Origin of the sequence: Azospirillum sp. A1-3 (assembly GCF_023806445.1) — a bacterium.
Classification (GTDB): Bacteria; Pseudomonadota; Alphaproteobacteria; order Azospirillales; family Azospirillaceae; genus Azospirillum.
The window spans coordinates 382,501-406,056 of record NZ_JAMSLU010000004.1; the positions used below are offsets into that span (position 1 = coordinate 382,501).

26 protein-coding genes (1 of these 26 only partly in view) are annotated in these 23,556 nt (G+C 68.6%); 19 read left to right on the forward strand and 7 right to left on the reverse strand.

Translation table 11 applies throughout. The features are described from left to right. Both zwf and edd read right to left on the reverse strand, forming a co-directional pair. On the reverse strand, window positions 1-759 hold the 5' end (the start) of the coding sequence (zwf, locus tag M5E06_RS23070) for a glucose-6-phosphate dehydrogenase (protein ID WP_252140189.1). It extends 762 nt beyond the left edge of the window; only the first 759 of its 1,521 coding nucleotides appear in the window; the start codon lies at window positions 757-759; its stop codon lies beyond the left edge, outside the window. Between the two features lie 152 nt (window positions 760-911). Next, the gene (edd, locus tag M5E06_RS23075) at window positions 912-2,750 is read right to left on the reverse strand and encodes a phosphogluconate dehydratase (RefSeq protein WP_252140190.1); all 1,839 of its coding nucleotides are present in this window, start codon (window positions 2,748-2,750) and stop codon (window positions 912-914) included. A 221-nt stretch (window positions 2,751-2,971) separates the two neighbouring features. Between edd and M5E06_RS23080 the strand changes: the two genes are divergently transcribed. The 9 genes from M5E06_RS23080 to pqqE all read left to right on the forward strand — a co-directional run bounded on the left by M5E06_RS23080 (window position 2,972) and on the right by pqqE (window position 9,590). Further along, window positions 2,972-3,889, forward strand: coding sequence for an SIS domain-containing protein (locus M5E06_RS23080; protein WP_252140191.1), 918 nt, complete (start codon window positions 2,972-2,974; stop codon window positions 3,887-3,889). A gap of 267 nt (window positions 3,890-4,156) precedes the next feature. Continuing rightward, window positions 4,157-4,609, forward strand: a complete 453-nt coding sequence (gene pedF, locus M5E06_RS23085; protein WP_252140192.1) for a cytochrome c-550 PedF — start codon at window positions 4,157-4,159, stop codon at window positions 4,607-4,609. Between the two features lie 171 nt (window positions 4,610-4,780). Beyond that, window positions 4,781-5,431: a response regulator gene (locus M5E06_RS23090; protein ID WP_109153670.1), complete on the forward strand. Its 651-nt coding sequence runs from the start codon at window positions 4,781-4,783 to the stop codon at window positions 5,429-5,431. A gap of 169 nt (window positions 5,432-5,600) precedes the next feature. Next, window positions 5,601-6,146 (forward strand): rhodanese-like domain-containing protein, encoded by a 546-nt coding sequence (locus tag M5E06_RS23095; RefSeq protein WP_353654362.1) that lies wholly within the window; start codon window positions 5,601-5,603, stop codon window positions 6,144-6,146. 136 nt (window positions 6,147-6,282) lie between these two features. Continuing rightward, complete coding sequence (pqqA, locus tag M5E06_RS36090) at window positions 6,283-6,363, forward strand: pyrroloquinoline quinone precursor peptide PqqA (protein ID WP_014249839.1); 81 nt, start codon at window positions 6,283-6,285, stop codon at window positions 6,361-6,363. A gap of 87 nt (window positions 6,364-6,450) precedes the next feature. Further along, window positions 6,451-7,383, forward strand: coding sequence for a pyrroloquinoline quinone biosynthesis protein PqqB (gene pqqB / locus M5E06_RS23105; protein WP_252140194.1), 933 nt, complete (start codon window positions 6,451-6,453; stop codon window positions 7,381-7,383). Further along, window positions 7,380-8,156: a pyrroloquinoline-quinone synthase PqqC gene (gene pqqC, locus M5E06_RS23110; protein WP_252140195.1), complete on the forward strand. Its 777-nt coding sequence runs from the start codon at window positions 7,380-7,382 to the stop codon at window positions 8,154-8,156. The genes pqqB and pqqC overlap by 4 nt, the downstream gene beginning before the upstream one ends. Then, window positions 8,153-8,449 (forward strand): pyrroloquinoline quinone biosynthesis peptide chaperone PqqD, encoded by a 297-nt coding sequence (gene pqqD, locus M5E06_RS23115; RefSeq protein ID WP_252140196.1) that lies wholly within the window; start codon window positions 8,153-8,155, stop codon window positions 8,447-8,449. The genes pqqC and pqqD overlap by 4 nt, the downstream gene beginning before the upstream one ends. Before the next feature lie 22 nt (window positions 8,450-8,471). Further along, a complete protein-coding gene (gene pqqE / locus M5E06_RS23120) occupies window positions 8,472-9,590 on the forward strand; it encodes a pyrroloquinoline quinone biosynthesis protein PqqE (RefSeq protein ID WP_252140197.1) in 1,119 nt (372 codons plus the stop codon). A 10-nt stretch (window positions 9,591-9,600) separates the two neighbouring features. On the opposite strand, the gene M5E06_RS23125 is transcribed toward pqqE, so the two are convergent. Next, on the reverse strand, window positions 9,601-10,032 hold the full coding sequence (locus M5E06_RS23125) for an Lrp/AsnC family transcriptional regulator (RefSeq protein ID WP_252140198.1): 432 nt from the start codon (window positions 10,030-10,032) through the stop codon (window positions 9,601-9,603). Between the two features lie 130 nt (window positions 10,033-10,162). On the opposite strand from M5E06_RS23125, the gene M5E06_RS23130 reads away from it, so the two are divergent. Continuing rightward, window positions 10,163-10,723, forward strand: a complete 561-nt coding sequence (locus M5E06_RS23130) for a cysteine hydrolase family protein (protein ID WP_252140199.1) — start codon at window positions 10,163-10,165, stop codon at window positions 10,721-10,723. A 29-nt stretch (window positions 10,724-10,752) separates the two neighbouring features. Here M5E06_RS23130 and M5E06_RS23135 read toward each other — a convergent pair whose 3' ends face one another. Then, window positions 10,753-10,929, reverse strand: a complete 177-nt coding sequence (locus M5E06_RS23135) for a hypothetical protein (protein WP_169054941.1) — start codon at window positions 10,927-10,929, stop codon at window positions 10,753-10,755. 168 nt (window positions 10,930-11,097) lie between these two features. Between M5E06_RS23135 and osmF the strand changes: the two genes are divergently transcribed. From osmF to M5E06_RS23165, 6 genes are all read left to right on the forward strand, one after another. Continuing rightward, window positions 11,098-12,030: a glycine betaine ABC transporter substrate-binding protein OsmF gene (gene osmF, locus M5E06_RS23140; protein ID WP_353654357.1), complete on the forward strand. Its 933-nt coding sequence runs from the start codon at window positions 11,098-11,100 to the stop codon at window positions 12,028-12,030. Window positions 12,031-12,039: 9 nt separating this feature from the next. Then, the gene (locus M5E06_RS23145) at window positions 12,040-13,224 is read left to right on the forward strand and encodes an ABC transporter permease (RefSeq protein WP_252140200.1); all 1,185 of its coding nucleotides are present in this window, start codon (window positions 12,040-12,042) and stop codon (window positions 13,222-13,224) included. After that, on the forward strand, window positions 13,221-14,165 hold the full coding sequence (locus tag M5E06_RS23150) for an ABC transporter ATP-binding protein (protein ID WP_252140201.1): 945 nt from the start codon (window positions 13,221-13,223) through the stop codon (window positions 14,163-14,165). Before M5E06_RS23145 ends, M5E06_RS23150 begins: the two co-directional genes overlap by 4 nt. Further along, a complete protein-coding gene (locus M5E06_RS23155; RefSeq protein WP_286208931.1) occupies window positions 14,162-14,920 on the forward strand; it encodes an ABC transporter permease in 759 nt (252 codons plus the stop codon). Before M5E06_RS23150 ends, M5E06_RS23155 begins: the two co-directional genes overlap by 4 nt. Window positions 14,921-15,160: 240 nt before the next feature. Beyond that, window positions 15,161-16,117: a thiamine pyrophosphate-dependent dehydrogenase E1 component subunit alpha gene (locus M5E06_RS23160; RefSeq protein ID WP_252140202.1), complete on the forward strand. Its 957-nt coding sequence runs from the start codon at window positions 15,161-15,163 to the stop codon at window positions 16,115-16,117. Between the two features lie 16 nt (window positions 16,118-16,133). Continuing rightward, a complete protein-coding gene (locus tag M5E06_RS23165) occupies window positions 16,134-17,105 on the forward strand; it encodes an alpha-ketoacid dehydrogenase subunit beta (RefSeq protein ID WP_252140203.1) in 972 nt (323 codons plus the stop codon). 40 nt (window positions 17,106-17,145) lie between these two features. Here the strand turns inward: M5E06_RS23165 and M5E06_RS23170 are convergent, their stop codons facing one another. The 3 genes from M5E06_RS23170 to M5E06_RS23180 are packed head-to-tail and all read right to left on the reverse strand — an operon-like array spanning window position 17,146 to window position 20,740. Continuing rightward, window positions 17,146-17,739 carry a PqiC family protein gene (locus M5E06_RS23170; protein ID WP_252140204.1) on the reverse strand — a complete coding sequence of 198 codons (594 nt, stop codon included), beginning with the start codon at window positions 17,737-17,739 and terminating at the stop codon, window positions 17,146-17,148. A gap of 21 nt (window positions 17,740-17,760) precedes the next feature. Continuing rightward, window positions 17,761-19,422, reverse strand: a complete 1,662-nt coding sequence (locus tag M5E06_RS23175; RefSeq protein WP_252140205.1) for a PqiB family protein — start codon at window positions 19,420-19,422, stop codon at window positions 17,761-17,763. Further along, window positions 19,415-20,740 carry a paraquat-inducible protein A gene (locus M5E06_RS23180; RefSeq protein WP_252140206.1) on the reverse strand — a complete coding sequence of 442 codons (1,326 nt, stop codon included), beginning with the start codon at window positions 20,738-20,740 and terminating at the stop codon, window positions 19,415-19,417. The genes M5E06_RS23175 and M5E06_RS23180 overlap by 8 nt, the downstream gene beginning before the upstream one ends. Before the next feature lie 218 nt (window positions 20,741-20,958). Between M5E06_RS23180 and hutC the strand changes: the two genes are divergently transcribed. The 3 genes from hutC (at window position 20,959) to M5E06_RS23195 (ending at window position 23,552) form a co-directional block, all read left to right on the forward strand. Then, a complete protein-coding gene (gene hutC, locus M5E06_RS23185) occupies window positions 20,959-21,816 on the forward strand; it encodes a histidine utilization transcriptional repressor HutC (RefSeq protein ID WP_252140207.1) in 858 nt (285 codons plus the stop codon). A gap of 48 nt (window positions 21,817-21,864) precedes the next feature. Then, window positions 21,865-22,713 (forward strand): transporter substrate-binding domain-containing protein, encoded by an 849-nt coding sequence (locus M5E06_RS23190; RefSeq protein WP_252140208.1) that lies wholly within the window; start codon window positions 21,865-21,867, stop codon window positions 22,711-22,713. A 191-nt stretch (window positions 22,714-22,904) separates the two neighbouring features. Next, complete coding sequence (locus M5E06_RS23195; protein WP_252140209.1) at window positions 22,905-23,552, forward strand: amino acid ABC transporter permease; 648 nt, start codon at window positions 22,905-22,907, stop codon at window positions 23,550-23,552. Window positions 23,553-23,556 lie beyond the last annotated feature (4 nt).

Below are 23,556 nucleotides of genomic sequence, written 5' to 3' on the forward strand. Positions count from 1 at the left end.
CTGGAGCAAATGGTTCTGCACCATGTCGCGCAACGCGCCGGACTGATCGTAATAGCCGCCGCGTTCCTCCACCCCGACCGTTTCGGCGACGGTGATCTGGACATGGTCGATGTGGTCGGCGTTCCACAGCGGCTCGAACAGGGAGTTGCCGAAGCGCAGGGCCAGCAGGTTCTGCACCGTCTCCTTACCGAGGTAATGGTCGATGCGGTAGATCTGCGGCTCGGTGAAGACGGCGCCGACGCGGTCGTTGATGTCCTGCGCCGAGGCGAGGTCGCGGCCGATCGGCTTTTCCAGCACAACGCGTGAATCCGGGGTGGCGAGACCGAAGGCGCGCAGCTGGTCGCTGACCGGGCCGAACAAACTGGGAGAGGTGGCGAGATAGAAGATGCGGACCGCATCGTTGCTGCGCGGCGGCGGATTGGTCAGCCGGTCCGCCAGCTCGACCCAGCCATCGTCGGAGGTGACGTCGACCGGCACATAATCCAGCCGCTCAAGAAAACGGGCGATGACCGCCGTGTCGCGTTCGTCCGCCGGCACATGCTCCCGGATCGCCTCCTCCGCCTTGGCGCGGTAGTCCGACGGGGCGAGCGGGCTGCGCGAGACGCCGATGATGCGGCTGCCGTCGGCCACCTGCCCCGCCTTGTCGCGCAGATAGAGCGCCGGCAGCAGCTTGCGCAGGGCCAGATCGCCGGTGCCGCCGAACACCGTATAGTCGAAGGGAGGCAGTACGGGAGCTGCGACGGTGGAGCGCGGGGGCATCTTCGGACCTCTCGACGTCGATGGCACGGTGCGTTGGATCAGCCCGTGCGTCATGGTGCCACAGGGATGGGCCGGTCACAATGCGGGCCGGCATGGCCCGATCCAGGCCCAAGGTTCCAGGGTTTTCCTCTGCCGGATCAGCCCGGCAGGTTTCAGCCCAGCAGGTTGAGGACGGACGCGCCGCTCTCCGCCGGGCCGGCGTTGTTGCGGAACAGGGAGAACAGGTCCCGTCCGCAGCCGTGGGAGGCATCCTCGCTCGGCGGCGGGGGAGCGCCGCGGCTCTCCCACTCGGCGGCATCGACCAGGGCGTTCAAGATCCCGGCCTCCGCATCCAGCCGCAGGATGTCACCGTCGCGCACACGGCCGAGCGGACCGCCACCCTTCACCTCCGGCGTGACGTGGATCGCGGCCGGCACCTTGCCCGATGCGCCGGACATGCGGCCGTCGGTCACCAGCGCGACCTTGAAGCCCTTGTCCTGCAGCACGCCCAGCGGCGGGGTCAGCTTGTGCAGTTCCGGCATGCCGTTGGCGCCGGGCCCCTGGTAGCGGACGACGACGATCACGTCGCGGTCGAGTTCGCCGGCGCGGAAGGCGGCCTGAACGGCCTCCTGGTTGTCGAAGACGCGGGCCGGGGCCTCCACCAAGCGATGCTCCGGCTTGACCGCCGAGATCTTGATGACGCCGCGGCCGAGATTGCCGGTCAGCACGCGCAGGCCACCTTCGGCCGCAAAGGGAGCCGCGGTGGTGGCGACGACCGCCGGGTCGCCGCTCTGGTCGGCGGCCGAACGGGTCCAGGTCAGGGCGCCGCCTTCGTCCAGTTCCGGCATGCTGCGATAGGGCTCCAGACCGCCCTCGCCATAGATGGTCGAGATGTCGGTGTGGACGAGGCCGGCATCGATCAGTTGGCCGATGATGAAGGGCATGCCGCCGGCCTGATGGAAGCGATTCACGTCGGCGGTGCCGTTGGGATAGACGCGGGCCAGCAGCGGGACGACCGCAGACAGTTCCGCGAAATCCTCCCAGTTCAACTCGATGCCCGCAGCGGCGGCGATGGCCGGGATGTGCAGGGTGTGGTTGGTCGAGCCGCCGGTGGCGAGCAGCCCGACGATGCCGTTGACCAGCGCGCGCTCATCGACGATGCGGCCGATGGGGGTGCCGGCGCCGGGCGTGGTCATCTCCACCACACGGCGGGCCGCCGCATCGGTCAGCAAGTCGCGCAACGGCGTGTTGGGATTGACGAAGCTGGCGCCCGGCAAATGCAGGCCCATGATCTCCATCAGCATCTGGTTGGTGTTGGCGGTGCCGTAGAAGGTGCAGGTGCCGGGCGCGTGGTAGGACTTGGACTCGGCCTCCAGCAGTTCCTCGCGGCCGACCTTGCCCTGGGCGTAGAGCTGGCGCGCCTTGGCCTTGTCGGCGTTCGACAGGCCGGACGGCATCGGGCCGGCGGGCACGAAGATCGTCGGCAGATGACCGAAGGCGAGCGAGCCGATCATCAGGCCGGGGACGATCTTGTCGCAGATGCCCAGGCACAGCACACCGTCGAAGGTGGCGTGCGACAGCGCGACGCCAGTCGCCAGCGCGATGACGTCGCGGCTGAACAGCGACAGCTCCATCCCCTCATAGCCCTGGGTGACGCCGTCGCACATGGCGGGCACGCCGCCGGCGACCTGCGCCACGCCGCCGGCCGTGCGCACCGACTCGCGGATCATGGCGGGATAGCGCTCGTAGGGCTGATGGGCCGAGAGCATGTCGTTGTAGGCGGTGACGATGCCGATCGACGGCTGGGTCTCGCCGCGCAGCGCCGCCTTGTCGTTCGCCCCGCAGGCGGCGAAGGCGTGGGCGAGGTTGGCGCAGCCAAGGCGGTGGCGGCGCGGCTTCCCGCCGGCGCTTTCCAGCCGCGCCAGATAGGCGGTACGGCGGTCGCGGCTGCGCTCGGCGATGCGCTCCGTCACGCGGGCAACGACAGAATTCAGGGGGGCGGGCTTGCTCATGATCGCGTCTCGACCGTTTGTGGGAGGCGATGATTTCCGGAACGGACCATACGCCTGAGGGGACGGGCTGTGAAGAAAATTTTTTTCATATATGGAGTGGCGCAGCGGGTTTTCTCGCCATGCACGGCAAAATTCTTCATAGTGACAGGAGCGTCCCTTGCAGCACCGCGCCTGTCCGGCCACCAGCAGGTCCGCCCTATCCAGGGAGTTAACTTTACGTCATGGCACCCCCGGTCAACAGCGCAGCCGCCAATCCTGCACCAATGGACATATTGGAAGAGGTTCGCCGGCTGCGGGGCGACCTGAAACGGTCGGAAGGGCAGATCGCCGATCTGGTTCTGAGCGACCCGCGGCGGGTGCTCGACCTCAATGTCACCTCGCTGGCTCAGGCTGCCGAGGTCAGCGAGGCGACGGTCGTCCGCTTCTGCCGCAGCGTCGGTTGCGGCGGCTTCCCGGACTTCAAGCTGCGGCTGGCCGAATCGCAGGCGCGCGACGCATTGCGCGACGAGGTGCGCGGCGGCACCCCCTATGTCAGCCAGCATGTGGCGCCGGACGATGATGTCGGCACTCTGGCGCGAAAAATTTTTTCATCGAGTGCCGCCGCCCTGACCGCCGCGTCCGCCGCGCTCGATGACGGGGCGCTGGAGCGGGCCATCGCGCTGCTGGCGGATGCGCCGCGCGTGCTGTGCGTTGGCACCGGCGGGTCGAGCGCGCTTGCCCAGGACGCGGCGCACAAGCTGCTGCGCTTTGGCGCCGACGCCCAACCCTGTGCCGATCCGGTGCTGGCACGCATGCTGCTGGTCAATATGGCGGCCGGCGGGGTGCTGCTGGCGCTGTCCAACACCGGGCGCAGCGGGACGATCAACGAACTGGCGGCGGCGGCGCGGGCGCAGGGCACTGCCGTGGTGGCGATCACAGCACCGCGTTCTCCGCTGGCGGCGATGGCGAGCGTGGTCATCGCCAGCCAGCCGGTGGAGGACACCGAGATGTACACGCCTATGGCCTCGCGGCTGGTACATCTGACGCTGATCGACGTGCTGTCGACCGGCGTGGCTCTGCGGCTGGGCGACCCGGCGGTGCGGCAACTGGCCAAGGTGAAGGCGGCGATCAATGCCGGACGACTGCCTCCCTTGACCTGACGACCCTGGCCCTGACGGCCCTGTCCATGATGACCGCCGGCCGGCGGCATGCCGCATGCGTCATCCGACCATCGACCAAGACGGGCTGGCATGAGCGTGGCCGCGCGGGTCGCTCTTGTACCATCGTCGAATAATTACGCAAACGAACGATTGCTATCCTCGGCCGCAATCAGAATCGGCAACCGTCCTGCGCACCCGCGAAACCGGGATCGGCGGCAGGACGGCAAGCGGGATCCCGAAAGACGGATGCAGGAAGAGGACGCACAGATGACGCACAGGTCCGCCACGCCGCCCAATCGCCTCCGCCGTCTGGCGCCTTTCGCTCTCGCCGGGTTGATGGCGACGGGCCTCGCCGGTCCGGTCTTCGCCCATGGCGATGTCACCCCGCAGCCGGTCGACACCACCGGGCTGGAGAAGCTGGGCGAGACGTGGCGGGACAGCAATCCCTATCGCGGCAACGAGCGCGCCATCGAGATCGGCGCATCGGCCTTCAACCAGAATTGCGCGCGCTGCCATGGGCTGGGTGCGGTGTCCGGCGGCATCGCTCCCGACCTGCGCTATCTGGAAAAGGGCGACGCCGGCGACGAGTGGTTCAAGGAGCGCGTCACCAACGGCTCGATCCGCAACGGCGTGACCTATATGCCGAAGTTCGGCGAGGCGCTGGGACAGGAGGCTCTTTGGGCAATCCGCTCCTGGCTGGAGACCGTCCACGAGGAATGATGGCTAGGTCCAGTTGAAGGAGGCCCATGCGATGGCACTGCGACATGTTCGCACACAAAACAATTGATGCCTTTCGCGGTATTGCACCTCCCCATTTCGGTCTGACACAATGGATGCGGGAAGTTGTCCCGCAGTTCGTTCCATCTTCCGCTGCGCAGGGAACCGCAGGCCATGACCCGGATCCTGATTGCCGACGATCACCCGATGGTGCGCGATGCGTTGCGCAGCGCGGTGCTCTATTCCTGCCAAGCCACCGACGTGATGGAGGCGGACCGGCTCGACAGCGTCATGCAGGCGCTGGAGGAGCGGGGCGACCTCGACCTCGTTCTGCTGGACGTCAACATGCCGGGCATGAACGGCCTGGGCGGGCTGCGTACCTTGCGCCAGCGTTTTCCGGCCACCCCGGTCGTCGTCGTTTCCGCCCATGAGGAGCGCCGCTGGGTGCGCGAGGCGATGGAGAGCGGGGCCGCCGGCTTCATCCCCAAATCGACCCCGCGCGACGCCATCGCCGCGGCGCTGCGGCAGGTGCTGAACGGCGAACTCTATGTTCCGCCCTCCGCCACCGACGAGGACGGCGCCGAGGATCCGGAAGATGCGGAGACCGCGGAGATCGCGCGCCGCATCGCCACGCTGACAGCGCAGCAGTTGCGGGTGCTGGAATTGCTGGGCACCGGCAAGCTGAACAAGGAGATCGCCTTCGACCTCAGCATCACCGAGACGACGGTGAAGGCCCATGTCTCCGCGATCCTGCAGAAGCTGAAGGTCTACAGCCGCACCCAGGCGGTGGTGATCGCCAACCGCGTGCTGGCCGACCGGCGGTGAGGGGCTTGTGCTACTGACAGTCTGGATTGGGTCAGTGCTGCCCCCTCCCCGACCCTCCCCCGCTTTGCGGGAGAGGGAGTTAGGTGGCAAAGCTGCGGAGTTCCCTCTCCCGCGTAGCGGGGGAGGGGTAGGGAGGGGGCCAAGCCGGAGGGGGCGAAACCTCCCAAAAATCGCCACTCTCCTCCTCGCCCTCACGCTCCTCACAACCCCTGCCCTCGCCGCTGGTGTGCCGCAGCCCGACGGCTATCGCCTATCCGACTATCGCTCCCCCACGCCGGACGGCGTCGCCGGAGCCGAAACGGTCGACACCCCCGCCGTCCAGTCCCTGCTGTCACGAGGCCACGTCGTCCCGATCTTCGTCCAGCGGCTGGAGCGCAGCACGCTGCCCGGCGGTCCCTGGCTGCAATCGAAGCCCTACCGGCAGATCCCCGGCAGCGTCTGGCTGCCCAATGTCGGCGTCGGCACACCGGACGCGGCGACGCTCGGCTGGTTCGAATCCCATCTGGACCGCCTGACCGGCGGCGACCGGGCGCGTGATCTATTGTTCTACTGCTTGTCCGATTGCTGGCTGTCGTGGAACGCGGCCAAGCGGGCAGTGTTGCTTGGATATGCCCGGGTCCATTGGTACCCGACGGGCATCGACGGCTGGATGGAGGCCGGTCTGCCGACGGAGGAGGCGCATCCGTTGCCGCCGCCGGCTACCGGCGCGCCCTGACGCCGCAGGTGGTCCGGCGCCGAAAGAGGTGGCGGATTACACCATGGTAGCATGGCGGTCGGCCGCCCCGGACCGCTACTCTTCATCTTGCCAACCATCATGGTCAGCAACAGTCAGCAAGCAGGAGTATCACGCGATGAAGACCTGGCGCAAACCCAAGACCACCGAGATCGCCGTCGGCACCGAGATCAACGCCTACGCCTGCGCCGGCCTGTAAGCCGGACGATACGGGTCCGGGGAAGCCACGGCGTGACATCCTCTTCCCCGGCCCTTCTCTTTCAAGACCGTGCATAAGACGGTGGCCATGAAGATTCTCGTACTCGGTTCGGCGGCCGGCGGGGGCTTCCCGCAATGGAACTGCGCCTGCGAGGGATGCCGCCGTGCCCGTTCCGGCGACCCGGCGGCCAAGCCGCGCACCCAATCGTCGCTCGCGGTCACCGCCGACGGCGAACGCTGGCTGCTGCTGAACGCCTCGCCCGACCTCGGCGCGCAGTTGCTCGCCAGCCCGCAGCTTCATCCCCAAGGGGCCTTGCGCGGCAATCCGATCAGCGCGGCCCTGCTGACCAACGCCGACATCGACCATGTCGCGGGGCTTCTGACTCTGCGCGAATCCCACCCCTTCGCCGTCTATGCCACGCCGCGCGTCCATGGCGTGCTGGCCGCCAACAGCGTCTTCAACGTGCTGAACCCGGAACTGGTCGCCCGCCGGCCGATGGCACTGGGCCAGCCCTTCCAGCCCGCCGGGGCCGATGGCCGCCCGCTGGGGTTGGAGGTGGAAGCCTTCGCGGTGCCCGGCAAGGTGGCGCTCTATCTGGAGGATGCCTCCGCCGGCCCCGGCTTCGGTTCCGTCGCCGAGGACACGGTGGCGCTGCGCATCCGTCCGACCGACGGTTCCAGCGACGGCTTCTTCTACATCCCCGGCTGCGCCGGGATGCCGGACTGGCTGGCCGACCGGCTGTTCGGTGCGCCGCTGGTGCTGTTCGACGGCACCACCTGGACCGACGACGAGATGATCCGCAGCGGCACCGGCATCAAGACGGCGGCGCGGATGGGCCATATGCCGATGTCGGGGCATGCTGGCAGCATGGCCGCCTTCGCGCCGCTGAATGTCGCCCGCAAGATCTACATCCACATCAACAACACGAACCCCGCCCTGCTGGAGGATTCGCCCGAACGGGCGGAGGCCGAGGCGGCCGGCTGGCGCATCGCCCATGATGGGCTGGAGCTGACCCTATGACTGAAGTGATGTCCCGCGAGGAGTTCCGCGCCGCCCTCTATGCCATCGGCGAGCGGCAGTATCACGACCTTCACCCGTTCCATCAGCTGCTCCACGGCGGCAAGCTGCAGAAGGGGCAAATCCAGGCCTGGGCGCTGAACCGCTTCTATTACCAGGTGTCGATCCCGCGCAAGGATCTGACCATCATGTCGCGCATGGACGACCCGGCGCTGCGCCGCGCCTGGATGCAGCGCGTGCTGGATCATGACGGGCTGACCCAGACCGGCGAACTGGACGAGACCAAGGTCGGCGGCATCGAACGCTGGCTGCGGCTGACCGACGGGCTGGGGCTCGATCGCGACTATGTGAAGTCGCTGGAAGGCATCCTGCCCGCCACCCGCTTCGCAGTGGACGCCTATGTCAATTTCGTCCGTGACCATTCGCTGCTGGAGGCGGTGGCGTCCTCGCTGACCGAGCTGTTCGCGCCGTCGATCCACCGCGAGCGCATCGCCGGCTTCGAGCAGAACTATGCCTTCGCCAACGACAGCACGCTGTCCTACTTCCGCAAGCGACTGGACGAGGCGCCACGCGACTTGGAGTTCGGGCTGGACTATGTGCTGACCAACGCCAAGACGGCCGAACAGCAGCGGCAATGCCTGCGCGCCCTGCGCTTCAAGACGGAGCTGTTGTGGGCGCAGCTGGACGCCCTGCACCATGCCTATGTCACCCCCAACCTGATCCCGCCCGGCGCCTTCGTGCCGGCGGACATGGAACCGACGCGGTACAGCCGGTGAACGCGATCGCTCCCCATCTGGCCGAGACCGACCGGCTGCGGCTGGCTCCCGGCGTCATGCTGCGCAATGACCGCCGCCGCGAGCAGTGGATGCTGATGGGGCCGGAGCGGCTTCTGGTGCTGGACGAGATGGCGCTGGCGATTGTCCGCGCCTGCGTCGGGCCGGAAATCGCCGACGTGGCGGCCGGCATCGACCGGCTGACCGTGGAATATGATGCCCCGCGCACCGAGGTCGCCGCAGACGTGCTGGAGATGCTGACCGACCTGCGCAACAAGGGCTATGTCGTCACATGAGGTGCCCCAGGAGGTGCGTCCAATGAGCTGCGCCCTGCCCGCCTTCGCCGCCGCTTCCAATGCCGAACCGGCCCCGCCCTTCGCCGTGCTGATGGAGTTGACGCACCGCTGCCCGCTGCGCTGCCCCTACTGCTCCAACCCGGTGGCGCTCGACCCCGCAAGCGCCGAGCTGGACACCGCCACCTGGAAGCGCGTGCTGGACGAGGCGGCCGACGTCGGCGCCCTGCAGGTCCATTTCTCCGGCGGCGAGCCCTGCGTCCGCAAGGATCTGGAGGAGCTGGTCGCCCACGCGACGGAAATCGGGCTCTACAGCAATCTCATCACCTCGGCCGTGCTGCTCGACCAGCCGCGGCTGGAGCGGTTGCAGCAGGCCGGGCTTCAGCATGTGCAGATCAGCCTGCAGGACTCCGAAGCCATCGGGGCCGACCGCGTCGGCGGCTTCAAGGGCGGCCATGTGAAGAAGCTGGAGGTTGCGCGGGCGGTGGTCCGGCAGGGTCTGGCGCTGACCATCAATGCGGTGCTGCATCGCCACAACATCGACCGGGTGAATGACGTCATCGATCTGGCGATGGATCTCGGCGCCGGGCGGATCGAAATCGCCAACGTGCAGTATTACGGCTGGGCGCTCGCCAACCGCGCGGCGCTGATGCCGTCGCGCGACCAGCTGCTGGCGATGGACGCCGCGGTGCGTGCCCGCCTGCCGGAGCTGGCCGGGCGGATCGTGGTCGATTACGTCGTGCCCGACTATTACGCCCGCCGGCCGAAAAGCTGCATGGGCGGCTGGGCGCGCCGCTTCATGAACGTGAACCCGCGCGGCCGGGTCCTGCCCTGCCATGCGGCGGAGACGATTCCGGGGATGGAGTTCGAGACGGTGCACGACCGCAGCCTGTCCGACATCTGGCGCGACGGCCCGGCCTTCACCCGTTACCGCGGCACCGACTGGATGCCGGAGCCCTGCCAATCCTGCGACCATAAGGAAGAGGATTGGGGCGGCTGCCGCTGTCAGGCATTGGCGCTGGCGGGCAGCGCGGATGCAACCGACCCGGTGTGCGAGCTGTCACCCGCCCATGCCGACGTTGCGGTGCTGCGCGACCGTGACGCTGCGGCTCTGGGGACGGAGTGGACCTATCGCGGCGCCTGACCTCCTATCGCTATAAGAACCGTTCGAGCACCATCTGCGTCGTCACGTCGGCCACGCCGGGCAGTCCGGCGATGGCGGCGCGGATGGTCTCGATGCCACGCATGTCGGGCGCTTCCGCCCGGATGACCAGATCGATGGCCCCGGCAACCGCGTCCATCGCGACGATGCCGGGGATCCTCCGCAGCTTGGGAACCAGCTGGGCACAGCTCCGCCCGGCCTCGTGGCGCAGCAGGAAATAAGCGGCGACACCGTCGGCGGCCGGGCCGTCCTCTACGGTCGTGAAGCCCCGGATGACGCCCGACTTCAGCAGCCGGTCCAGACGTTCCTGGGTGGCGCTGCGCGACAGCCCGACATCGCGGGCCAGCGCCACCAGCGTGCGGCGAGCGTCCTTGCGCAAGGCCGTCAGCAGAAGCCTGTCCTTCTCGTCCATCCCCGTCCCCACGACCCTCGTTTTCCGCGCTGACGCCCGGCGGCGAAATGCCGGTCGGCCGGCATCTTGCCGGGCTGCAACCGGCAGCCTTTCGGCGGAATTTAACGGACAGGGACCATGGACGATTTGCACGGAGTATCCAATGACCTTGCTACCGGACGCCTCGCTTCTGCTGCTGGTGGATATGCAGCGCGCCTTTGACGAGCCCTCCTGGCCGCGGCGCTGGAACCGCGCGGCCGATCACAACGGTCTGCGCCTTCTTCAAGCCTGGCGGCGCAGTGGCCGGCCGGTGATCCATGTGCGTCACGATTCGGTGGAGCCGGCCTCCACCCTTCGCGTTGGCCAGCCCGGCAACCGCTTCCGCGAGGGATTCGAACCGCTGGACACTGAGGCGGTGGTCAGCAAGAGCGTCAACTCGGCCTTCATCGGCACCGACCTGGATTTGCGGCTGCGCCGGCTCGGCATCGAACGGCTGGTGGTGTTCGGCATCTCGACCGACATGTGCGTTTCGACCACGATCCGCACCGGCGCCAACATGGGATGGCCGATCACCCTGGTGACCGACGCCTGCGACTGTTTCGAACTGCCGAACGGCCAGGGCGGGACAATCCCGGCGGAGCAGGTCCACGCCGTCCATGTCGCCACGCTGCGCTTCGAGTTCTGCGAGGTGACCACCACCGACAGGATTATCGAAAACCTGTAACCCGCCGAGGTCAGTCGGGCGACGACCGTTCAAGCCTTGTCGCCCGATCCCCCCTTCTTGCCGCCGCCGTCCTGCTTGTTGACAGTCGCCCAGGCCCGCCGTTCGGCCTCGTCGTGGGAGACTCCGCGCTTTTCGTAACCTTCCTCGATATGCTCGGCCTTGCGCTTCTGCTTGTCGGTATATTTGTCCTTGTCGCCCTGGGACATCGGGTCCTCCTGTTGCGGTTTCCCGGACAACAGCCCATGGCAATGGGAAGTTCCTCCGCGGAATAGGCTGAAACGCATATCCGGGACCGGACAGACGAAAAGCGCGGCTTGCCGTAAGCGGCGCCGTCACCCATCCTTTCCCCAATACTTTCAGGGGGAGGTCCAGGGGTGTTCACGATCTTCAACAAGGGTCGCGCCATCATAGGGGCGGCGGCGCTGGCATTCGGGCTGGTCGCCGGAACGGCGCAGGCAGCGGATGCGGTCCGCGTCGGGTCGAAGCTGGACGCGGAGAGCGGGCTGCTCGGCACCATGATCCTCCAGGTGCTGCAGGCCAACGGCATCCCGACGGAGAACAAGATCCAGCTGGGTCCGACCAAGATCGTGCGCGGCGCGCTGCTGTCCGGCGAGATCGACATCTATCCCGAATACACCGGCAACGGCGCCTTCTTCTTCAACATCGACAGCGATCCGGTCTGGAAGAAGGCCGGCGCCGGCTATGACAAGGTCCGCCAGCTCGACAAGGAGAAGAACGACATCGTCTGGCTGAAGCCGGCCCCCGCCAACAACACCTGGGCGCTGGCCGTCCGCCACGACGTGGCCGACGCCAACAAGCTGAAGACGATGGAGGATTTCGCAAAATGGGTCGGCGGCGGCGGCAAGGCGAAGGTCGCCGCCTCTGCCGAGTTCGTGGAGAGCCCGGCGGCCCTGCCCTCCTTCCAGCAGACCTACGGCTTCACGCTGAAGCCCGACCAGATGCTCGTGCTGGCCGGCGGCGACACCGCCGCGACCATCCGTGCGGCGGCGGAACAGACCTCCGGCGTCAACACCGCCATGGTCTACGGCACCGACGGCGCCATCGCGGCCCTCGACCTCATCGTGCTGGCAGACACCAAGGGCGCGCAGATGGTGTATGAGCCGGCGCCGACCGTCCGTGCCTCGGTGCTGACCGCCAACCCGAAGATCGCCGACCTGCTGAACCCGGTCTTTGCCAGCCTGGACGCCGAGACGCTGCGCGGTCTGAACGCCAAGATTTCGGTGGACGGGCAGGACCAGAAGCAGGTCGCCACCGACTATCTGAAGTCCAAGGGCTTCCTGAAGTAAGCCGACGACGTGACCAGCCGCCTGCGCCTGCACAACCGCGTCGCCCTGCTGATGGCGCTGGCCGCTCTGGTCGGCGCCGTCGCCTTGCCGTTCCTCGGCTTCGCGCCGAACCGTCTGCTGTCTGGACGGCCGGTGCCGCTGTGGAGCGCGGTGCAGGGGTTGGGCGGGGTCCTGGCCCTGTTGCCGGGGCTGGTCCTGCTGGCGACGCCCTTCCTGCGGCCCACCCGCTTCGGCGTCGGCCTGACCGTCGCGGCCGGCGGGCTGTTCACGGCCGGACTGGTCTGGCTGGCGGGCGCCGAGGCGGCGGCACTGGCGCAGGGGGCGTCCGCGGCGGCTCGGACTTCCTTCGCCTCCGGCTTCTGGGTGATGGCCGCGGCGGGTCTGCTGGCGGCGGTCGATGCCGCGCGCCGACTGGGGCTGGGCGCCGTCGGCCGGATGACGGTCGGCGCGGCGATCGCGGGGCTGGTGGCGCTTCAGCTGGCGTCCGGCCATCTCGACGCGCTGTCGATCCTCAAGGAATACGCCAACCGGCGTGAGGTGTTCGCCGACGCCGTGCTGCGCCATGCCATGCTGGTGGTGGCGGCGCTGGTCCCGACGCTTCTGATCGGCATACCGCTGGGCGTCGCGGCTCACCGGGTGCAGGCGGTCGGACGCGCGGTGTTCCCGATCCTGAACGTGGTGCAGACGGTGCCGTCCATCGCCCTGTTCGGGCTGCTGATGGCGCCGCTGGCCGCACTCGGCACCATGCTGCCGGGATCGGGAATCAGCGGGGTCGGTCCGCTGCCGGCGGTGATCGCGCTGACCCTCTATTCGCTGCTGCCGATCGTCCGCAACACCGCGGTCGGGCTCGACGGCGTGCCCGCCCCGGTGCGGGAGGCGGCGAGGGGTATGGGGCTGACGCCGCGCCAGATCTTCCTGCGCGTCGACCTGCCGCTGGCCTTGCCGGTCTTCCTGTCGGGATTGCGCATCACCGTGGTCCAGGCGGTCGGGCTGGCGGCGGTGGCGGCGCTGATCGGCGCCGGCGGGCTGGGTGCCATCATGTTCCAGGGGCTTTTCGCCAACGCGCTGGACCTCGTGCTGCTGGGGGCCGTTCCCGTCATTCTGCTGGCGGTGGCGGCCGACGCCCTGTTGTCCATCGGCATCGCCGCCGCCACCCACCGCATCGGCGTTCTGCCGGGAAGGAGTGCGCCATGATCGACTTCGAGCGCGTGACCAAGCGCTTCGGCTCCTGGACGGCGGTCGATGCCGTGTCCTTCACCGTGGCGGAAGGGGAGTTCCGCGTGCTGATCGGCCCGTCCGGCTCCGGCAAATCGACGGTGCTGCGGATGATCAACCGGCTGATCCCGGCCGATGAGGGCGCCATCCGCATCGACGGCGAGGACATCGCCTCGCTGAAGCCGGAGGAGCTTCGCCGGCGCATGGGCTACGTCATCCAGTCGGTCGGGCTGTTCCCGCACTGGACGGTGGAGCGCAACATCGCCACCGTCCCCGGACTGCTCGGCTGGCCCAAGGCGCGCATCCGCGACCGGGTGACCGAGCTGCTGGAACTGCTGAACCTCGACCCCCGCCGTTACCGCGGCGCCTATCCGCACCAGCTGTCCGGCGGGCAGCAGCAGCGCGTCGGCGTCGCCCGCGCGCTGGCGGCGGAACCGCGCATCCTGCTGATGGATGAGCCGTTCAGCGCGCTCGACCCGATCACCCGCGCCAGCCTGCAGACGGAGCTTTCGGCCATCCACCGCCGCACCGGCACCACCGTGGTCTTCGTCACCCACGACATGGACGAGGCCTTGCGGCTGGGCGACAGCATCGCGGTGATGGACCATGGCCGGCTGATCCAATGCGCCTCCCCGCTCGACATCCTGACCCGCCCCGCCAGTCCGCTGGTGCGCGACCTCGTCGGGCGCGAGGAATGGGGGTTGAAGCGGCTGGCGGTGGAGACGGTCGGCGACCGCGCCCGCCGGCAGGAAAGCGCGGCCGGCGAACCGCTGGCTTCCGAGACCCCGCTGCACCGCGCCCTGTCGGAGATGGTCGCCCGCGGCACCGAACGGCTGCCGGTGGTGGACGGCGACGGCCGGCCGGCCGGCGTGCTGCACCTGTCCGACCTCGTGCGTCCCAACACGGGTGGGACGGCATGACCGTCGCCGGCATGGCCCCGCGCGAGCTTCTGACCGACCGGCTGATGCTGGGTATGGTGGCGCTGGTGGCGCTGGTGCTGGGCATGCCATCGCTGAAGCCGCTGTTCGCCACGCTCTATCCCGGCCTGGACCGCCCGCTGTACGAGGCGGAGAGCTTCGTCCGCCTGACCCTCGACCACATGGCGCTGGTCGGCATCTCCAGCCTCGCCGCCATCCTGCTCGGCGGCGGGGCGGGCATCGCCGTCACGCGCCCTTGGGGGCGGGAGTTCCGCGGCCTGCTGGAGACCGTCGCCACTATGGGCCAGACCTTTCCGCCAGTGGCGGTACTGGCGCTGGCGGTACCGGTGATGGGTTTCGGGTCGGAGCCGGCGCTGATCGCGCTGACGCTCTACGCCCTGCTGCCGGTGGTGGAGAACACGGTGGCCGGGCTGGACGGCGTTCCGGCCGCGGTGCTGGACTCCGCCCGTGGCCTTGGCATGGGACCGGCGGAGGTACTGTTCAGGGTGGAGCTTCCGCTGGCCGCCCCGGTAATCCTCGCCGGCGTGCGCACCGCCGTCATCATCAATGTCGGCACCGCCGCCATCGCGTCGACCGTCGGCGCCAAGACCCTCGGCCTGCCCATCATCGTCGGGCTGAACGGATCCAATCAGGCCTACGTCATCCAGGGCGCTCTGATCGTTGCCGCGCTTGCCGTGGTGATCGATGCCGGATTCGACCGTCTGGCCAGGTGGCTGGCACGCTGGTCGCAATGCTGAAAAGCCGCGATATTTCAGATAGTTATCTTGCGTGAGACACTTAATATTCTTTTAGCATTCCCGTAAGAAACAGTTAGTACCCGAAAGCCGATTAGCGCGCTTATGGTCGCTTCCGAACACAGGCCGTTCGGAATGCAACATCGCCACATGCCCCGCCGCTTCGATGAAGTGCGGGCATGAGGGCGCCGCGAAGAAGAATCCCCGCATCCGGACGGTCCCCAATTCAGGGAGACCGCCACCATGACCATCCGTCCACTGGACCCCGTCCAGGCCCTGGAACGCATGATGCTGATCCGGGCCTATGAAGAAACGCTGATCGACCTGCACGGACGCGGGCGCGCTGCCGGGACCTGCACCTCGGTGGGGCAGGAGGCGCCGGCCGTCGGCGTCGTCTCGGCCCTGACCGCCGATGACCTGATCCTGACCAACCACCGCAGCGCCGGCCATCTGCTGGCCCGCGGCGCCGATCCCGGCCGCATGCTGGCGGAGGTGATGGGCAAGCAGGACGGTTATTGCGGCGGCAAGAGCGGGTCGCTGCACATCTCCGCCAAGGAGCTGGGCGTCGTGCTGACCTCCACCATCGTCGGCGGCGAACTGGCGCTGGCGACCGGCGTCGGGCTGTCGCGGAGCATGCTGAATAAGCTGGGCATCGTCGCCTGCTTCTTCGGCGACGGGGCCGCCACCGAAGGGCGCTTCCAGGAATCGCTGAACCTCGCCGCGGTGTGGAAGCTGCCGATCCTCTATGTCTGCGAGAACAACCAGTGGCAGGCCTTCGTCCACCGCAAGGAGACGATGCTGGCCGATGGCATCGCCGGACAGGCGGCGGCGCTGGGGGTGGAGAGCGCGGTGGTCGACGGCAACGATCCGCTGGCGGTGTTCGATGCGGCCAGCGCCGCCATCGACACCATCCGCCGCACCGGCAAGCCCTTCCTGCTGGAGGCGATGACCTACCGCCTGCGCGGCCATTTCGAGCCGGACGACCAGGGCTATGTCGACAAGGCCGAGCTGGCCCACTGGCGCGACCGCGACCCGATCCTGTGCCTGCGCGCCCGACTGGAGCGCGAAGGCCGCCTGACCGCCGAGGCCGTCGCCGCCATCGAAGCCCGCGTCCGCGCGACGATGGAGGCCGCAACGGCCTTCGCCGACGCCAGCCCCTATCCGGGCCTCGAAGCCCTGACCACCGACGTCTACGCCTGAGCGGAGGCCCACCATCATGACCACCATGACCGTCAACGACGCGATCTCCGCCGCCCTGGCCGAAGAGATGCGGCTCGATCCCACCGTGATGATCTTCGGCGAGGGCGTCGCCACCAAGCGCCACGACCTGCTCGCGGAGTTCGGCGCCGCCCGCGTCCGCAACACCCCGCTGGCGGAGGGCATCATCGCCGGCACCGCCGCCGGGGCCGCCGCCACCGGCCTGCGCCCGGTGGTGGACCTGCTGTTCGCCCCCTTCCTGTGCTATGCGATGGACGAGATCGTCAACAGCGCGGGGAAGCTGCGCTACATCTCCGGCGGGCAGTTCAAGTTTCCGATGGTGGTGCTGGCAATGACCGGCGCCGGATGGGGAGTCGGCGCCCAGCACAACCACAATGTCGAAAGCTGGTTCGTCCACAGCCCCGGCCTGAAGATCGTCATGCCCTCCACCCCCGCCGACTTCAAGGGGCTGATGAAATCGGCGATCCGCGACGACAACCCGGTTTTGGTCTTCGCCGACATCGCGCTCGGCTACAGCGCCGGCGAGGTGCCGGAGGATGCCGACGCCATCCCACTGGGCAAGGCGGCGGTGCGGCGCGAGGGCCGCGACGTGACGCTGGTGTCCTACGCCAAGACGGTCGGCATCTGCATGGCCGCGGCCGACACGCTGGCCGCCGCCGGCATCGATGCGGAGGTGATCGACCTTCGCAGCCTGAAGCCGCTGGACGAGAACGCCATCCTGCGCTCCGTCGCCAAGACCGGCCGGCTGGTGGTGGTGCATGAGGCTAGCCGGCTGTGCGGCGTCGGTGCGGAGATCGCCGCCCTGGTGGCGGAAAAGGCCTTCGCCAGCCTGCGGGCACCGGTACTGCGCCTGACCGGCCCGGACGCGCCGGCCCCGGCCAGCTTCCCGCTGGAGCAAGCCTTCGTGCCGCAGGCCGATGCAGTGGTCGCCGCGGTCCGCTCGCTGATGGTCGAACCGGCGACCGTCTGATCACGCGGACCGGGTGCGGGACGCGGCGCCGGCCGGAAGGTCAGCGCCGCACGCCTGTGGCGATGCGGTCGGCCAGCGTCCCGACCGCTTGGCTCATCGCCCGGACCTGGGCATCGGGTCCGGTACCGGCGGACGGCACCTCCACGGTCTCGCGCGTCGGGCCGCTCTTGCGTCCGCCGGTGCCCGGCGACAGGCTCCATTGCGCATCCAGAACCACGCGGCCGGTGGCGTCGGCGTCGAAGCGCAGCACGGTGACGGCGAGCACCGCCGTTCCCTCCCCCACATTGCTTCCGGCCGTCGGCAGCACCGTCGTGCCCGGCAGACGTGCCGACAGATCGCCGGCCAACGTGGAGCGCAGCCCGTCGGCGAGCGGTTCGGCCCAACGGTCGAACTCCAGCGTCTCCACCCGGTTGCCGTCGATCCGGCGGACGATCTGCGGCCGGTCGATCAGCATCGGCAGGTCCAGCGACCCCAACGCCAGCATTTGCGGCGCGGACCGGGCGGGCTGCGCCGTGCCGGCGGGCGGCACCACCGCCAGCGTGTAGAGCCGGCTCTCCGGCGTCGACTGGCAGGCCGCCAGCACGAGAAGCGGCGCCGCCAGCGCGGCGTTCCGCAATCCGCGCACCCAATCCATCACCCCTTCCTCCCCATTCCGTTACCTCTTGCCCCGAAGCAGCGCCTCCGGGTGGCGTTCCAGATAGTCGGCCAACACGCGGAAGGACCGCGCAGCGTCGTTCAACTGCCGCATCACGCCGGCCAGATCGGCCTGTCCGCCTCCGCCGCCCAACAGCCCGTTGGCGCTGTTCAACGTGCCCTGGGCCGCGGTCGCCACGCCGCGCAGGCTCTTCACCAACTGCGGCAGTTGCCGGTCGGCGTCGCGCATCAGCGTGTCGGCGCTGCCCAGCGCCTTGGCGAGCGCCGCCAGCGAGCGCGCGAGGTCCGGCGAGCCGGCGACACCGCTGATCGACTGCAAGGTGCCGCGCAGATCGGCCAGCAGCGCGTCGAGCGGCAGCGCCGCCACCTTGTCCATCACCTGCCCGGCCGACCGGGTCAGGGAGTCGAGGTCGCTGGAGGCGACGGTGGGCAGATCCGACCGCTCGGTCCCCGGCGCCGTCGGCGGGTTGCCGGGCTCGTAGTCGAAGGACACCAGCTTTTGCCCGGTCAGCAAATTGCCGGACGCCAGCCGGCCACGCAGCCCCTTGGTGACCTGGGTGGCGACCAGCTTGCGCACCGCCGCCTCGTCCATCGGCTTGCCGTCGATCACGGCATAGGTCCGGGCGACCAGATCGGGTTCTATGTCGATGTCGACGGGAATGTGCAGCTCCTGCTTGTTCTCGTCATACTCCAGCCGCACGGCGGCGACATGGCCGACGGTCAGGCCGCGCATCAGCACCGGCGCGCCGGCCTGCAGCCCCTGAACCGAGCCCGCGAATTCCAGCCGGTAGCGCACGCGCAACCGGTCGCGCGCTGCGGCGGCCGACGCCTGATCCTCGTAGAGGGTGAAGGTGTCCCAGTCCTTGGCCTGCTCCCCGGCCTCCGGATCGGGCGGGGTTTCCAGAACGACGCCACCCAGCGCCAGCGACTTCAGCGATTCGGTCTGGAACTTGATGCCGTCGGCCCCGGCGGAGAACTGGATCCCCGACGATCGCCAGAAGCGGCTTCCCTCATGCACCAGCCCCTCGTATGGCGCGCGGACGAAGACCGACACCGATACCGTGCGGTCCTGCGGCGACAGGTTGTAGCCCATCACCTCGCCGATCTGGACGCCGCGGAAATAGACGGGGGAGCCCTGGGCCAGCGACCCCAGCTGTTCCGTTTTCAGGTTGAAGCTGCGCCCCGGCACGTCGGCGCGGATCACCGGCGGCTCGTCCAGCGCGTCGAACTCCCGCCGATCGTCGCCGCCGCCCGGCTCCATCTCCACATAGGTGCCGGACACCACGGTGCTGAGCCCGGACACCCCGCCCAGGCTGAGGCGCGGCGCCACCATCCAGAATCGGGTGCCCTCCTTCAGGTGGCGGGTGGCGGTGCGGTCCATGCGGGCGGTGGCGATCACCTGCGACAGGTCGTCGGACAGCCGCACCGATTCGATCACGCCCAGATCGACGTTCTTGTGCTTGATGCGGGTGCGTCCGGCCTCCAGCCCGTCGCCGGACTGGAAGGTGATGATGATCTGCGGCCCGCGCTCCTCGTACCAGCGCCAGCCGAGCCAGCCGGCGATCAGCACCGCCACCAGCGGCAGGATCCATAAGGGCGACAGCCGCCGGCGCGTCGGCATAGCGACCTCTGGCGGATGGCCGCCCGGAGTCTCGTCAGCCATGCCGCGCCACCCCCGCCTGTTCGTCCGGAGCCGGATCGGGTGCGCCCTCCTCCGCCCGGTCCCACATCACGCGCGGGTCGAAGACATGGCTCGCCAGCATGGTCAGCACGACCACGGAGGCGAAGGCGACGGCGCCGGGGTCGGCGCGGACGGAGGCGACGGCGCCGAACTGCACCAGGGCCGTGAGGATGGCGATCATGAACACGTCGATGTTGGACCAGCGCCCGATGGCGTCGATGATACGGTACAGCCGCGTCCGGGCATGCAGCCTCGCGGCCGAACGCCGCCACGCGGCCAGAAGGAACCAGCCGAGCCCCGCCAGCTTCAACACCGGCACGGCGACGCTGGCGACGAAGACCAGAATGGCCAGCGGCCACAACCCGGCCTCCGCCAGCTCGTGCACGCCGCTGAGGATGGTGCTGGGGGCGCCTTGGCCGAAATTGATGACGGTCATCACCGGCAGCAGGTTGGCCGGGATGTAAAGGACCGCGCCTGCCGTCACCAGCGCGGCGGTGCGCTCCAGGCTGTTCGGTTCGCGCGGATGCAGGCGACTGTGGCAACGGGTGCAACGCTCCGGCGCCGGGCCGTGGTCGCAGCCGTGGATGCGCTGGCAGACGCTGCAGGCGACCCAGCGCGCCGGCGCCGGCGCGCCGGACGGCGGCACATGGTCGATGGCCTGCCAGATCCGGCGGCTGTCGAGCGACAGGTCCATCAGCGTGCGGACCAGCACGAAACCGCCCAGCGCCAGCCCGCCGGACAGGAATTCGGCATTGGCGAAGCCCTTCAGCCGCGAATAGCCGACCAGGAGCCCCAGCAGGAAGACGTCCAGCATCGCCCACGGGCGCAACCGCTCGGCCCAGGCAAACAGGCGCGCCGTCTCCCGCACATGGGTGGGCGGGCGCCCTTCGTGCAGGCGCTGCAGAACGGCGATGACCGCCATGTTGCGGGCGAAGGGGGCGGCCAGCACCAGCGCGCCGACCAGCAGCGCCAGCGGCCACATGCCCTGGTCCGCCAGCGTTTCGACCCCGGTGACGACCAGGCTGGTCCGGTCGTTGCCCTGGATGTTCACGCCCATCAGTGGATTGGCGACGATCAGCAGCAGCAGCAGGGCGCCGGCGATCGCCACCGGCAGCGCATGGTGCAGCCCGCCCCGGCTGTGCCGGAACAGCACCGCCCCGCAGCGGGTGCATTCGGCCCGGCGGCCCGGTGCCGGCAGACGGATGCGGTGCAGGCGTCCGCAGTCGTGGCAGGCGACGAGATCGTCACGCACCTCCGCCACCGGCCCCCTCAACCCTTCCTTGCCCAATCCGACCGACATGCACGCACTCGAACCTTCAACACAGCGAAACCCGCTCTCCAATTGGCTTTTTTGAACGGATGCGCAAGCCCTTGCGAAGCGGATAGGCAGAAATCCGCCGCACCGCAGCATGGTGGACAACGGGCCAGGACCAAGTCCGGGAATTCGCGATTGACCGAAAGATTATGTACATACATTATCGCCGAAACGTCACATCGCAACGCTGCGCGGAGAGCGGGGTGCAGGGGTTGGTAAGGCAAGGCCTGACCGGACAGGACCGCAGCGGTGCACCGGCTTCCCAGCCGGGCGATCCGGTGCAGGGCGGCCTGCCCCTGGACAGCAGCCCCGGCGGCTCGCTGGATGGCGCCCTGGATGGCCGCGGCCCCCTGTTCGACCAGATCAAGCGCGCCGTCGCCGGCCAGATCCTGCGCGGACGCTGGCAGGCCGGCCAGCGGCTTCCCAACGAGGCGGAACTGTCGAGCCTCTATGGCGTCTCCCGCCAGACCGTGCACAAGGCCATCGCCCTGCTGGCGCGGGAAGGGTTCCTGGTCCGCCGCCGCCGCGCCGGCACCTTCGTCGCCACCAGCCGCCGCGACCGCTTCGCCCTGCCCATCGAGGACATCGGCGACGTGGTTGCGCGGGAGGGGCGTGTCTACGAATTCCGCATCCGCGACCGCAGGACGCTGCGCAACGGCGAAGGCATCCGCTGGCCGGACCTGCCCGACGGAACACCGATCCTGACTCTGGAATGCCTGCATTTCAGCGATGGGACGCCGATCCAGCACGAACGCCGCCTCGTCAACCTCGACGTCGTGCCGGAGGTGGTTGACGAACCGTTCGACGTCGTGGCACCCAGCCGTTGGCTGGTCGACCGGGTTCCCTGGTCGTCGGCCGACCATACCGTGCGGGCGGTCAACGCCACGGCGGAGATGGCGGCACTGCTGGGGGTGGAGGCCGGCACAGCCTGCCTGTCGATCAGGCGGCAGACCATGCATCTCAGCCGGCCGGTGACGCTGGTGCACTTCCTGTCGGTGGGCGACCGCTTCAGCCTCAGCGGGTCGTCGATCACCGACAGCGCGACAGAGTTGAATTTGTAAACACAAAAGGACCGGCGACAGCCGCCGGCCGCAACAGGGGGTCTGTTCATGATGGAGAGCAAGGCTATGGTTCGGACGATGGTCAAGGCGGCGCTGCTGGGCGCCACGATGCTGGTCGCCGGTGCCGCCGCCGGCACGGCGATGGCCGACACGCTGGCCGACGTGAAGAAGGCGGGCGTCCTGACCGTCGCCACCGAAATGCAGTTCCCGCCCTTCGATTTCCTCGAGAACAACGAATACAAGGGCGTCGACCGCGACCTGATCGACGAGGTGGCGAAGGAGCTGGGCGTCAAGGCCAAGTACATGGACCTGCCCTGGACCAGCGTGCTGCCCGGTCTGGAAGCCAAGAAGTTCGATCTGGTCATCGCCCCGGTCACCATCACGAAGGAGCGCGTGAAGCGCTACGCCTTCACCGTTCCGATTTCGGAAGCGACCGCCGCCCTGATGAAGCGTGCCGACGACAAGACCATCAACAAGCCGGAAGACATCGCCGGCAAGAAGGTCGGCGGCGGCAAGGGCACTTCGCAGCTGGCGCAGGTGAAGGAGTTCGGCCAGACCCTGCCGACCCCGCCGGACGTGCGTGAGTACGTCGACAGCAACCAGTCCTACGCCGATCTGGCCGCCGGCCGCGTCGACGCCTCGGTCAACTCGCTGCCGAACCTGAACTTCGCCGCTTCCAAGCGCAAGGACACCTTCGCCGTCGTCCTGCCGCCCTTCGGCAAGCCGTCCTACTTCTCCTGGGTCGGCCGCCTGGACGAGAATGACAAGAGCCTGATCGAAGCGGTCAACGCCGCCCTGGTGAAGATCCAGAAGGACGGCCGCATGGCGACCATCCAGAAGAAGTGGTTCGGCGTGTCGCAGGACCTGCCGACCACCGTTCCGGAACCGCAGCTGTAACGTAAGTCCCGATTTCTCCCTCTCCCCCCCGGGGAGAGGGTCGGGGTGAGGGGGATGCGCAGCGTGCCTCTGCTGGAAATGCAGAGCGCCGCTCCTTCCCCCATCCACACCATGCATCCCCCTCACCCTAACCCTCTCCCCGGGGGGAGAGGGGATAGGTCGCGGCTCCGCCGTAATCAAAGGCCCACTCGATGAAGTTCAGCGTCATCATCGACGCCCTTCCCTATCTGCTGGGGGCGGCCGTCACGACCATCTGGGTCTCGCTGCTCGGCGTGCTGCTGGGGCAGGTGATCGGTGTCGTCGTCTGCGTCGCGCGCCAGTCCGGCGGCCGGGCGGCCGACATGGCCGGCGGCGTCTATGTCAGCTTCTTCCGCGGCGTGCCGCTGCTGATCCAGCTTCTGCTGATTTATTACATGCTGCCGCTGATCGGCATCGACGTGCCGCCGCTGGTCGCCTCCGTCGCCGCGCTCGGCCTCGCGTCCGGCGCCTATGTGTCGGAGATCTACCGCGGCGCCCTGAACGCCGTCCCGCACGGCCAATCGGAAGCGGCACTTGCGCTGGGGTTCCCCGCCCAGTCGATCTGGACGCGCATCCTGCTGCCGCAGGCCTTCCGCATCTCGGTTCCCGCGCTGGTCAATGAACTGATCCTGCTGCTGAAGGCGTCGTCGCTGATCTCCGTCGTCGGGGTGGCGGAGCTGACGCGGACCAGCCAGACCATTTCAGCCAGCAACTACCGCCCGCTGGAGATCTATCTGGCGGCCGGCCTCATCTATCTGGTGATCAACGGCGCGCTGGCCCTGTTCGGCACGCTGGTCGAACGCCGCCTGCAACAGGCCTGACCCG

Coding starts and splice junctions, on each gene's coding strand:
- M5E06_RS23155 (WP_286208931.1), top strand. CDS start 14,162: ATGACCGTCGCCGGCATGGCCCCGCGCGAGCTTCTGACCGACCGGCTG.
- edd (WP_252140190.1), bottom strand. CDS start 2,750: ATGAGCAAGCCCGCCCCCCTGAATTCTGTCGTTGCCCGCGTGACGGAG.
- pqqB (WP_252140194.1), top strand. CDS start 6,451: ATGAAGATTCTCGTACTCGGTTCGGCGGCCGGCGGGGGCTTCCCGCAA.
- M5E06_RS23180 (WP_252140206.1), bottom strand. CDS start 20,740: ATGTCGGTCGGATTGGGCAAGGAAGGGTTGAGGGGGCCGGTGGCGGAG.
- pqqE (WP_252140197.1), top strand. CDS start 8,472: ATGAGCTGCGCCCTGCCCGCCTTCGCCGCCGCTTCCAATGCCGAACCG.
- M5E06_RS23135 (WP_169054941.1), bottom strand. CDS start 10,929: ATGTCCCAGGGCGACAAGGACAAATATACCGACAAGCAGAAGCGCAAG.
- pedF (WP_252140192.1), top strand. CDS start 4,157: ATGACGCACAGGTCCGCCACGCCGCCCAATCGCCTCCGCCGTCTGGCG.
- pqqC (WP_252140195.1), top strand. CDS start 7,380: ATGACTGAAGTGATGTCCCGCGAGGAGTTCCGCGCCGCCCTCTATGCC.
- M5E06_RS23080 (WP_252140191.1), top strand. CDS start 2,972: ATGGCACCCCCGGTCAACAGCGCAGCCGCCAATCCTGCACCAATGGAC.
- M5E06_RS23130 (WP_252140199.1), top strand. CDS start 10,163: ATGACCTTGCTACCGGACGCCTCGCTTCTGCTGCTGGTGGATATGCAG.
- M5E06_RS23195 (WP_252140209.1), top strand. CDS start 22,905: ATGAAGTTCAGCGTCATCATCGACGCCCTTCCCTATCTGCTGGGGGCG.
- M5E06_RS23090 (WP_109153670.1), top strand. CDS start 4,781: ATGACCCGGATCCTGATTGCCGACGATCACCCGATGGTGCGCGATGCG.
- M5E06_RS23160 (WP_252140202.1), top strand. CDS start 15,161: ATGACCATCCGTCCACTGGACCCCGTCCAGGCCCTGGAACGCATGATG.
- M5E06_RS23165 (WP_252140203.1), top strand. CDS start 16,134: ATGACCACCATGACCGTCAACGACGCGATCTCCGCCGCCCTGGCCGAA.
- M5E06_RS23170 (WP_252140204.1), bottom strand. CDS start 17,739: ATGGATTGGGTGCGCGGATTGCGGAACGCCGCGCTGGCGGCGCCGCTT.
- M5E06_RS23175 (WP_252140205.1), bottom strand. CDS start 19,422: ATGGCTGACGAGACTCCGGGCGGCCATCCGCCAGAGGTCGCTATGCCG.
- pqqA (WP_014249839.1), top strand. CDS start 6,283: ATGAAGACCTGGCGCAAACCCAAGACCACCGAGATCGCCGTCGGCACC.
- M5E06_RS23190 (WP_252140208.1), top strand. CDS start 21,865: ATGATGGAGAGCAAGGCTATGGTTCGGACGATGGTCAAGGCGGCGCTG.
- M5E06_RS23150 (WP_252140201.1), top strand. CDS start 13,221: ATGATCGACTTCGAGCGCGTGACCAAGCGCTTCGGCTCCTGGACGGCG.